This is a genomic window from Pseudomonas sp. EMN2 (assembly GCF_009650555.1).
Lineage (GTDB): Bacteria > Pseudomonadota > Gammaproteobacteria > Pseudomonadales > Pseudomonadaceae > Aquipseudomonas > Aquipseudomonas sichuanensis.
Window position 1 is genome coordinate 1 of the sequence record NZ_VZZR01000107.1, and the last position, 10,426, is coordinate 10,426.

The following is a 10,426-nucleotide window of genomic DNA, read 5'->3' on the forward strand; positions in this document are numbered from 1 at the left end:
CCTTCGCCTAAAAGGCGAGAACTCTACGTAAAATCCGGCCTCCAGAGGCGCTGGCGACATTTCAAAGGTTTTCATACAGAGCCTAATATTGCAGGCTTGGATACCGAGGAAGCCTTTGTTGAAGAGCTTGCCCTGATTGTCGCCAAAAACAGCACCGTCTCCAATGCACGAGACCTCGAGGGCTCAACCATCATTGCCTTTGCCAGCGGCTGCTCCTACCGGCGGATTCTTGAAGGATGGCTGAATACCTGCGAAATCGTGCCGTCCAAATTCCTAGAATTGGCTTCTTATCACGCAATAGCGGCTTGTGTTGCAGCAGGGACAGGTGTCGCAATCATGCCGCTCTCGGTGCTTAAAGCTGTTCAGATTGAAAGCTTAGTCAGAGCTTTGCCTCTTCCGCCGAAAGTGGCTCGCGTCAGGACACACCTGATTTGGCGCTGTGGCCATGACTCCAGCATGCTCCAGTCATTTCTGAGTGAAATCTCCAGGCCTCGAGGATCGACGTCCTCCTGACGATGTCGCCGTTTCTTACCGCGGACCTCTAACGATGAATTGCTCCCGCGCTTCGCTTCCAACATCTGATACTTGGTGACTGCTGACCCGCCAAGTCAGCGCACACACTTCCTGATCACTGAGTAACTGGTGCAGTATCGCCGGCAGCGCACTATTTAGAAAAGAGGAAACGCACCAGTGCGCACCAGAACGGCGGTATGGAGCATAGGGCAGAGCAACTTAAAGCTGCCGCCAAAGTTTCTCTGTTCCATTTTGGTGCCGCACTGAGTCACGATCATCCAATGACTGTGATAATTTCATTAAAAACAATCAACACATCACAACTCTTTGCTTTTTAAAAATTCAAAAAAACTCACATTCCTTTTACCTTCTTTTTGCGATTCACGATATTCGCGATCAAGCTCCATTAACGCTGGATCCCTTACAATTAATGCCGGATGAGAACTTTGCAGTGAAAGATCCTTTACAAAGGCCAGCGCTTTTCCCAGAGTTTTCACACAGTCTAATGATAGATTTGTCTTGCTTGATTGCTTTGATGACACCCAGAGCTCGGATCGCTGAGCCTCTGTTTCCCAGTTAACGTGGCTCGAAATATTTGTTTTATTGACTGGGCGTAAAGACGATGCAGCTTTCAACATGAAAACACGAGACTTTTGCGCGTCCGAAAAGTATATATTTTCGCTCGCATTTACGAACTGCAACAGGTTAAGGCTGTCCATGTCGCGGAGTTCTGTGATGCGAACTGCACTGGATTTCCGATCTCCAAGCTTATAACAAGCAGAATCGTAGTAGTGTAGCAGTATGGTTGGTGATAAAGGCAAGAATATTTGCAACCCTTTGCACGACAAACCAATAGCACTCATATAATCCATGCTCTCAAATAGCTGATTATATAGTATTGCTGGATTGTCGGACGCTATAAACTCCGTTCCTTCTTTAGCTATTAGGATCTTGCATTTCAGATCGAGAACAAGATGCAGCGCGGAAGTTGCAGTGGCTACCGAGAATGCGCCTGCCTCAGTGATTGAAACCTTGACCTTATCAAGCTCTTGCAAGTCCAGCGACTTATCAGTGGCCAGCATTTTTTTTGCAAACTTGTCCGTCATTTCGTTCAGCACATCCACTGCGTATGTAGTTCTACTGTGCTGAATCAATACAAACAAAACCAATCGCATATGCTCAACAGTAAAAGGCCGTGGCGCTGATTGACTTTTTATTATTTCTCTAAATATTTCAGATGCAGCACCTTCGATCCCCCCTAGAGCCTTTTCGACTTTGTCGGTCTTCCCATAAAAATAATCCTTGTAACACTGATTTTTCAGATTTGCATTATTTATGGTTTTATCACGATGAATATTGTAAATATTTATCGACAGAGAATTTTGTGAAAAGTTTTTTAGATAGAATTTTGGCACATAGTGGTGCTTTTTATTAGCCGGCATAGATAATACCTTAACATTTTCGCACTTAGGTTACTATTCGCATGCAATCACAACACGACGTGAAATCACCTTAGTTGCAAAGCGCCCATATGATCACATGAAAGCAAACACTGTTATAGTCATAGCATCATTACTCAGACGGCAGTCAGCTAATGGCCGATTTCTGCCGGTCGAGTCCACCCAATGTACTCGTCAAGTCCGACGCAAACGCTTGGTCTACTCGAGGTCAAGCCCACGCAATTACGCAGAGTACGCCTCTCAGAGGCTGATGAACAACGCTAGGGAGGTAATCTGAAAACCTCCCTGGCGCTTCCAGAACCCTCAATCAGACAGGTTTGAGGTTCATCTTGGCTTCAAAAATCAACAGATCGCTCTCCTCATTGTTGATCATCATGTTGACCAAGCGAGGACTCACTTCGATGTCACCGCCTAGCGTCGCACGTACGGTTTCGGGGTAGCGTTCAAGCATCAGATCCGCCAAACCATGACTGTAGCCATCCCGGATGAGCTTGATCTTGGTGTCATCTGCAGTGCCGTACTTGATGAGCTTGTAGAAACCAGGATCCAGGGCGCCTACCCCATTCAGCACCTCGACGAACTTGAAGATCTTGTTGTCGAAGAAATCGTCCTCGTCCTTGAGACGAACGATCGCCAGGTTAATCCGCTCAGCGTCATCTTTCTGGGAGATCCTTACCCAATTCTCGTAGTTGCTGTCGCGATACTTGGTATCACCCCATTTCCCCACGAACACGTGATCGCTATGGCTACTCTCGACCAGCTTTTTCCAATACGCGAGCGTCAATCGGATCGTCTGCTTAACGCTGAGTTTCTTCAGCTTCCAATCCAGAATCATGGCGTAGAAATTCCGGGCAGCCTCTTGATTGAGACGCACCAGGTCGCTGTACTCTCGACTCTTATCGAAGTGGTCAATGAACGATTTGGAGATGGCAAGCATCAATCTGTCAACGGTGTTGATGACACCGTTCGCCTCGATGCCTCGCTTGATCTTCCGCTCAATCGCCTCCTCTTCTACGAACACATCAATTTCACTAACACTGTTCGCGATGAGGAGCTTGCCCACCTGAGTGGTCACGTACCGGCACTCCCGGTCCTTAACCACGCCAGGATGTAGATTCTCAAGACGAGCCACAGCGTCGTCGTAGAGAACCGAGACCTTCCCATCGATGATCTTCGTGGCTTCAAGCAGTACGTTGCTAACCGTGTCCTTCACTACTTTGGAGACGTTGACCGATTTATCGTAGAAGGTTTCAAGCGCCGCATTGTTGCGGGTGTAGCCATCCACGCCCAACAGGTAGATGCTGGACTCCAGCTTTCTCAACGCAGCCTCAGCGCCAGGCGCGAAGACCTCACTGAATCGGTTAACGCGCCCGATCAAATTCTTGAATTGAGATGGCGTCAGCGTTTTCTTCCCTTTGAAGTAATCAAAGACGAAGAGCCGTTCGATCGGCAGGTTCACCCCTTCCAGAAGCGTGGAGTTGCAGACCAGAAACCTCATCTGCTTAGAGCTGCTGAACAGGTTCTCCAGATACAGGCGGATGGTGTCAGGGATCGAACCATGGTGGTACATCACCCCTTTGCGCAGGCAGCCGATCAGTTTGTAGCGTCGGTCAAAAAGCTCTTCGAGCTCAGCACAGGCCGTCTGGATCAGCGGACAATCCACGGGCGGCAACACCGCTGCCAGCTCGACCGCGAATGACTCAATGCTTTTCTTCCTGTTGCCATAAACGATGTTTTTGGACAGTGCTTCGCCTTTGATGAGCTCAAAGCAGTTGGCATACCTCCGGTCAAACTCCATCCAGTCATTCAGGAAGTGGTCATAGAGCTTGAGCTTTGTCCGCCCCCTCCCCGCCCTGAAGTCCTTGATGTAGAAGCGCTCAGATTTGATGTACTCGTCGATTTTGAACCCGTTCGGGATCATGTCCAGGAAGCGCACACGGACATTGAGTTCATCACACAGGAAGGGGGTCAGGAACTTGAATGACGTTTCAGGGTTACGCGCCCCCAGAATGCACAGCATGGCAGCCAGCAACTCACTTCTGCGATCACTCTGCAACAGGTTGTGGGCCTCGTCGACGAAGACCATGTCGAAGGTCAGCCCAGCGTTCTCGTTCAAGAGCCTGTTGAGCCGTTCTTGGGTTAGGACAAATGCCCTGTTGTTACGCTCAACCGAATACATTTCGGGGTGGGTGACCACCTTGCCCAAGCCCTCGATGTCCGCGTAGATCAACCGCTTCTTCGTCTGTGCCAGCAGGGCCTTCGAGGGGACGAGGATTAACACTCGCTGCCCCGGGTTTTCCTTCACCGATTGGATGATGAGCTCAGATTTGCCGTAGCTGGTCGGTGCAACCACGACTGACGACTTACGGTACTCCGACTGTACAAATGTTCTAAGTGCGTCCTGTTGCTCAGTGAGCACGATGCCCTGATCACGGAAGGTATCGACGTAGCTGCCCACGATGTTTCTGATAAACGACTCGCTGCGGTGGTCGTCCTCGGAAAAATAGCTGCTGATCACCGCTGAGACAGGGTGTAGGCCACTGTCGAGCGCCACATCGTACAGCGCCTGGTACTGGCCCGTGGCGTTCCCGTAAAACAGGATGATGCGGTAGCCAAGACGCCGAATTTCAGGGGTTTTGTGATTTAGGAGCAGCACGGCGATGGCCAGTAGCTTTACGGTCTGCGTGTTACCCAACTCGTCTCCCTTGAGGAGTTGAAAATACAGATCCTTGAACTTGGTGTTGCCCAGCTTCCTGATGGTCAACTCTTCCATGCTACTGCTCCGCCTCCTGCCTCAAGAACTCTTCCAGCTTTTCCATAGTGCCCTTGTGCAGGGACAGTACCCACACCGTCTTGAACACCGCCTCCGCCACAAGCTTCGTGGTGAAATTTGATACGGTCTTCTCGGCGATGGCCTGGGACACATCGCTGAACAGGGCAGAGATCAGAAACACATTGTTGTCCGAGGCAGTCGCACCGTCTTCTTCGGCTAGATCACCTTCCATCTCCAAAATCTCAATTACCGAGTCCCGGTAGTTGGCTTTGTTGTGGATCGCATTTTTCGCGGCATTAATCGCGTTGAGCCAGTGATTGAGCTCCGGCTCTGCCAAGCGCTTCTTGAGATCATCCCGAGCCAGGCGCAACAGCCCGCTGGTGGCGGAGCAAGAGGTCTTGTCCGCTCCTCGCCCCCCCGATTTGACCTCGGTGATCCAGACGTTGTTGGTTGAGGTCTCGTACAGAAGGAGATCGAAGCCCTTGCGAATGCTCTTTTCTTCCATGTTGAAGAACGGCGAGACGACGTCGAAATCGGGGAAAAGCTTCAGAATGATGACATGCGACAGAAGTTCGCCGAGCATGCCGATCCGGGTTTCCCAGGGCTTTTTGCAGTAGCGCTCGTTCCAGAAATGCCTGATCGTCGCAGGGTATTTGTAGATGGCCCTGTCCTTGCTGGCCTGGTCGGCGCCGTGGCAGATTCGCGTGAGGTTCTCCCTCAGCGCGAGCTTGAGCTCCTCAGAGAAATCCTCGACACAACACAGGGCATATTGATCTACCTGCTTGAAGCTCACGCCATCCATAACACTTCCCACAAACACGAAACCGCAGAATCCTCATGCGGTTGCTGCGCACGATCAATGATCCCGCCCTGTTTAAGGGTAGGCACCAGCTGAGCAGCAGTGTGCGCATGCGAGGACTAGTCGAAGGACGACCGATAGCGGCACTGTGCCAGCGTTGCCGCAAATTAGCGTGATTGATGGGGAGTGGTAAACAAGATTGAGGACAATTTTGGTGCAAATCGTCTGAGATTGCGTAAAGACTGGATATATAACCAACCATTTGTGGATCAATCCACGTCAGACTGAAAACTCGCGGCACCGTAAAAAGCCCCCATCCGGTACCTCTGGGCGCGCAAGCGTGTCCCGTTGGCATCTAAAGGTAGACAAGGACACGAGGTTCTGGCGATTGGCCAGCTCTTTCAGTTATCCTGCGCGGCCAAATTATTTCAAATTGTAAGGGACTACGATGAAACACCTGCGCCAGTTGTTGGCGGCAGTGTTGCTCTGCGCAACTACTTTGCCCGCCATTGCCGCCAGCACTCCCGCGTCTACGCCAACCGCCAGCGAACAACCGCACCAGACCGCCGAACAGTGGCTGGCCACGCTCAAGCAACAGCACGGCAACATCACCCTGCCCGGCGGTATCGCCAGCCTGCAACTCAACAACGAGTTCTACTACCTGTCGCCAGACGACAGCGAGCGCCTGCTGACCGAAGGCTGGGGCAACCCACCGGGCTTCAAGACCCTCGGCATGATCATCCCGACCGCCGTCAATCCACTGGCGGAAAACGGCTGGGGCGTGATCATCAGCTACAAGAACGACGGCCACATTTCCGACGATGACGCAGCCAAGATCGACTACGCCGACCTGCTCGAGCAGATGAAGGCCGATGACGAGGAAGACAACAAGGAGCGTCACAAGCAAGGCTATGCCGGCCTGACACTGTTGGGCTGGGCCGAACCACCGAGCTACGATCAGGCTACCCACAAGATGTACTGGGCGCGAGAGTTGAAGGCCGAAGACGCCGACCAGACCACTCTGAACTACAGCATCCGCGTGCTGGGCCGCGAAGGCGTGCTGGAGCTCAATGCCGTGGCGGCTATGGCCGATCTGCAGACAATCAAGCAGGAAACGCCAAAGATCCTCGCCTTCACCAACTTCACCGACGGCAACCGCTACGCCGATTACGACGCCAAGACCGACAAGCTGGCGCCATACGGACTGGCCGCCCTGGTCGCCGGTGGCGTCGCCGCCAAGGCGGGCCTGTTCGCCAAGATCGGTGTTGCCTTGCTGGCGTTCAAGAAGTTCATCATCCTGGGCTTGGTGGCCATCGCCGGCTTCTTCGGCAAGCTGTTCAAGCGCAAACAATCCTGATTCAAACCTGGCTCACCCTTGCTGGTGGGCCATCTCCTGAAACGAAGGTGCCTACTGAATCCTTCCAGGCATCAATGCCGTTCAGGGCACAATTCTGACAGAGGCTGACAAGGCGCGTGCCTGCAGAGGTGCGCGCTGCCGTTCACCCGCGCCACTCGTCAATCCTGCTGAACCCTCCCGCCCCGCTGCCGGTCGCTACTGATGAGTACACGAACGCAGGGGGCTCGCGTGAACAAGATCCGCATTGCAGTTGCCGATTGGCGCTATGACCCATGGCGCAAGGACTTCTACCCCAACGGGCTGCGCCAGGAAGACGAGTGGGTGACCGAGCCTGAAGTCGAGCCGCAGGAGCCGCTATGAATGGGACCCTGCCTGCCCCCCGCTGCATCATCGACAAGGTGACCGCCGTGCACCGCCTGACGGTGCTGACCCTCAACGTGCATAAGGGCTTCACCCTGTTCAACCGCCGCTTCATCCTGCCGGAGTTGCGCGAGGCGGTACGCACAACCGGGGCCGACCTGGTGTTCCTGCAGGAGGTGCATGGCAGCCACCAACGGCATGCCGAGCGCCATCCGACCTGGCCGACGGCACCTCAATATGAATTCCTCGCCGACAGCATGTGGCCGCAGTTCGCCTACGGGCGCAACGCGGTCTACCCCCATGGCGACCATGGCAACGCCCTGCTGTCCAAGTTTCCGATCCGCGCCCATGACAATCTCGACGTGTCGATCCACGGCAACGAGGAACGCGGTCTGCTGCACTGCCTGCTCGAAGTGCCCGGCCATGAGCAGGTGCACGCGATCTGTGTGCACCTGGGGCTGCGCGAAGACCATCGCCAACGCCAGGTTAGCCTGCTGCTGGGGTTGCTCGACAACCTGCCGCCGGATCAGCCGGTCATCATCGCCGGCGATTTCAACGACTGGCGCCTGAAAGCGGATGCGCGGCTGTCGGGCCCTCTGCTCGAAGCCTTCGGCAAGCCGGCGCGCAGCTTTCCCGCCCGCCTGCCGCTGCTGCGCCTGGATCGCATCTACCTGCGTAATGCACAGGCCTGTGAAGCCCAGGTGTTGTCCAGATACCCATGGTCACACCTCTCCGACCATGCCCCGCTGGTTGCGCAGGTGACGCTATGAGGCAGCCTTGGAGCGACGGCAACCACGTCGAACTGTTAATCAACGGCGAGCAATACTACCCGCGCGTGTTCCAGGCCATGGCCCAGGCACGCGAGGAGATCCTTCTGGAAACCTTCATCATCTACGACGACAAGGTCGGCCAACCCTTGCGGCAAGCCCTGATCGACGCCGCGCGGCGCGGGGTACGGGTCGAGGTGGCGGTGGACGGCTACGGCACCGCCGACCTGCCCGACGATTTCATCGCCTCGATGACCGAAGCCGGAGTGCGTTTCCATTCGTTCGATCCGCAGCCAAGGCTGGCCGGCATGCGCACCAACCTGTTCCGCCGCCTGCACCGCAAGATCCTGGTGATCGACGGGCAACGCGCGTTCATCGGCGGCATCAACTACAGCGCCGACCATCTTGGCGACTTCGGTCCGCAGGCCAAGCAGGACTACGCCGTGGAGGTCGTCGGGCCGGTGGTGGCCCAGGTCCACGCTTCGTCCTGCCGCATGCTCGCACCGGTGCTGGATGCCGCCAGCCGGGTCCAGCCGCCCCGTATCGCCGCAGGCTCGGCCAGCGCCGTGCTGGTGGAACGCGACAACCGGCGCCATCGCAACGATATCGAGGTCAGCTACCTGCAGGTCTTGCGTGAGGCCAAGCAACGTATCGTCGTCGCCAACGCCTATTTCTTCCCCGGCTACCGCCTGCTGCGCGAACTGCGCAACGCCGCCCGGCGCGGGGTCGAGGTGACCCTGATCCTCCAGGGGCAACCGGACATGCGCTGGGTACGCGCGCTTTCGCGGCTGCTCTACAACTACCTGTTGCGTGACAACGTACGCATCCACGAGTACTGCCAGCGTCCGCTGCACGGCAAGGTGGCGTTGGTGGACGACGACTGGTCCACCGTGGGCTCGAGCAACCTCGACCCGCTGAGCCTGTCGTTCAACCTCGAGGCCAACCTGCTGATCCGCGACCGTGCGTTCAACGAACACCTGTACCAGCATTTGAGCGAACTGAGCCGCGAGCACTGCAAGAGCGTGACGCTGGAACGCATGGTGCGTGGCTACTGGTGGCGCGCGCCGTTGATCTTCCTGGGCTTCCACATCACCCGCTACTTCCCGCGCATCGCCGGCTGGTTCCCGGCGCACCGGCAGCGCCTGCAGTCAGTGCAAGCGGACAGCGAGGCTCCGGCCAACTGCCACGAGGGCAAGACCTGATGGCCACGTCACGCTGGAAGACCTGGGGTAAGCGACTGCTGACCGTGCTGTTCCTGGTGCTGATCCCGGTACTGCTGTTTACCCTGGCGCGTAACCTGGACTGGAGCGAAGTCCGCCAGTCGCTGCTGGCCTACCGGCCCTCGACCCTGGCCCTGGGGTTGCTGCTGGCGCTGTGCAGCTACCTGGTGTTCGCCAGCTACGACCTGCTCGCCCGTGCCTACACAGGCCATCAACTGCCAGCTCGCCAGGTGCTGCCGGTGGCGTTCGTCTGCTATGCCTTCAACCTCAACTTCACCACCTGGGTCGGCGGCGTGGCCCTGCGTTATCGCCTGTACAGCAGGCTGGGCCTGGATACCCCGACCATCACTCGCATCCTCACCCTGGGCCTGTTGACCAACTGGATGGGCTACCTGTTGCTGGCCGGCACGGTGTTCGCCCTCGGCATGGTCAAGCTGCCAGGAAGCTGGGCGGTGGGTGCCAGCGGCCTGCGCCTGATCGGCGTGCTTATGGTGGCGGTGGCGTTGGCTCACCTGTTCGCTTGTGCCTTCGCCAAGCGGCGTACCTTAGACTTGCGCGGGCACGAGGTCACCCTGCCGAGCCTGCGACTGGCGTTGTGCCAAGTGGCATTGGGTGCAAGCAACTGGGCGTTGATGGCAGCGTTGATCCACCTGCTGCTGCCACCCGAGCTGTTCTATCCCTCGGTGCTGGGCGTACTGCTGATCAGCTGCGTGGCGGGCGTGGTCGCTCATATTCCCGCAGGGCTCGGCGTGCTGGAGGCCGTATTCCTCGCTCTGCTCCACGGCCAGCTCGGCCAGGGCACGCTGGTTGCCGCGCTGCTGGGCTATCGAACCTTGTACTACCTGATCCCGCTGATGTTGGCGGTGGTCGCCTACCTGATCCTCGAAAAGCGCGCCAAGGCCTTGCGCCGACAGGCCGGGCCAGCCCTCGACAAGCGCTGATGGGCCCAAGGATGCACGCAGACCGCCAGCGTCCACACGACGCAAGCTCAGCGCTGCGCCGTTGCCGTTGCCGTTGCCGTTGCCGTTGCCGTTGCCGTTGCCGTTGCCGTTGCCGATCAAGAGTTTAGCGCCATAGCCCGCTAGCGACAGCTAAAGCTAGCCCAGGCGCCGCCCCTAACTTCGCGACTTCAGGAGGCTGAGCGTAGGCGTCTGGAGGGCCCAGGTGCGCAGCACCC

9 protein-coding genes are annotated in these 10,426 nt (G+C 56.4%); 6 read left to right on the plus strand and 3 right to left on the minus strand.

All coding sequences use genetic code 11. The features are described 5' to 3' along the window. On the plus strand, positions 1-513 hold a 513-nt coding region (locus F6X61_RS24940), incomplete at its 5' end, for a LysR substrate-binding domain-containing protein (protein ID WP_256671421.1). A 317-nt stretch (positions 514-830) separates the two neighbouring features. On the opposite strand, the gene F6X61_RS24945 is transcribed toward F6X61_RS24940, so the two are convergent. The 3 genes from F6X61_RS24945 to F6X61_RS24955 form a co-directional block, all read right to left on the minus strand. Then, positions 831-1,955, minus strand: a complete 1,125-nt coding sequence (locus tag F6X61_RS24945; RefSeq protein WP_153788995.1) for a DUF4238 domain-containing protein — start codon at positions 1,953-1,955, stop codon at positions 831-833. A 325-nt stretch (positions 1,956-2,280) separates the two neighbouring features. Further along, on the minus strand, positions 2,281-4,746 hold the full coding sequence (locus F6X61_RS24950; RefSeq protein WP_153788996.1) for a DEAD/DEAH box helicase: 2,466 nt from the start codon (positions 4,744-4,746) through the stop codon (positions 2,281-2,283). 1 nt (position 4,747) lies between these two features. Beyond that, the gene (locus tag F6X61_RS24955; protein WP_112253705.1) at positions 4,748-5,548 is read right to left on the minus strand and encodes a hypothetical protein; all 801 of its coding nucleotides are present in this window, start codon (positions 5,546-5,548) and stop codon (positions 4,748-4,750) included. Between the two features lie 445 nt (positions 5,549-5,993). On the opposite strand from F6X61_RS24955, the gene F6X61_RS24960 reads away from it, so the two are divergent. The 5 genes from F6X61_RS24960 (at position 5,994) to F6X61_RS24980 (ending at position 10,190) form a co-directional block, all read left to right on the plus strand. Continuing rightward, complete coding sequence (locus F6X61_RS24960) at positions 5,994-6,902, plus strand: DUF2167 domain-containing protein (protein ID WP_153788997.1); 909 nt, start codon at positions 5,994-5,996, stop codon at positions 6,900-6,902. Positions 6,903-7,130: 228 nt separating this feature from the next. After that, positions 7,131-7,262, plus strand: a complete 132-nt coding sequence (locus F6X61_RS24965) for a hypothetical protein (RefSeq protein WP_256671422.1) — start codon at positions 7,131-7,133, stop codon at positions 7,260-7,262. After that, a complete protein-coding gene (locus tag F6X61_RS24970; protein WP_153788998.1) occupies positions 7,259-8,032 on the plus strand; it encodes an endonuclease/exonuclease/phosphatase family protein in 774 nt (257 codons plus the stop codon). Before F6X61_RS24965 ends, F6X61_RS24970 begins: the two co-directional genes overlap by 4 nt. Beyond that, positions 8,029-9,231: a cardiolipin synthase ClsB gene (clsB, locus tag F6X61_RS24975; RefSeq protein ID WP_153788999.1), complete on the plus strand. Its 1,203-nt coding sequence runs from the start codon at positions 8,029-8,031 to the stop codon at positions 9,229-9,231. Before F6X61_RS24970 ends, clsB begins: the two co-directional genes overlap by 4 nt. Then, positions 9,231-10,190 carry a lysylphosphatidylglycerol synthase domain-containing protein gene (locus F6X61_RS24980; RefSeq protein ID WP_153789000.1) on the plus strand — a complete coding sequence of 320 codons (960 nt, stop codon included), beginning with the start codon at positions 9,231-9,233 and terminating at the stop codon, positions 10,188-10,190. Before clsB ends, F6X61_RS24980 begins: the two co-directional genes overlap by 1 nt. The last annotated feature ends 236 nt before the right edge of the window (positions 10,191-10,426 follow it).

Bases quoted from the DNA above. Each gene is read 5' to 3' on its own strand.
- F6X61_RS24945 (WP_153788995.1), bottom strand. From the start codon at position 1,955: ATGCCGGCTAATAAAAAGCACCACTATGTGCCAAAATTCTATCTAAAA.
- F6X61_RS24950 (WP_153788996.1), bottom strand. From the start codon at position 4,746: ATGGAAGAGTTGACCATCAGGAAGCTGGGCAACACCAAGTTCAAGGAT.
- F6X61_RS24955 (WP_112253705.1), bottom strand. From the start codon at position 5,548: ATGGATGGCGTGAGCTTCAAGCAGGTAGATCAATATGCCCTGTGTTGT.
- F6X61_RS24960 (WP_153788997.1), top strand. From the start codon at position 5,994: ATGAAACACCTGCGCCAGTTGTTGGCGGCAGTGTTGCTCTGCGCAACT.
- F6X61_RS24970 (WP_153788998.1), top strand. From the start codon at position 7,259: ATGAATGGGACCCTGCCTGCCCCCCGCTGCATCATCGACAAGGTGACC.
- clsB (WP_153788999.1), top strand. From the start codon at position 8,029: ATGAGGCAGCCTTGGAGCGACGGCAACCACGTCGAACTGTTAATCAAC.
- F6X61_RS24980 (WP_153789000.1), top strand. From the start codon at position 9,231: ATGGCCACGTCACGCTGGAAGACCTGGGGTAAGCGACTGCTGACCGTG.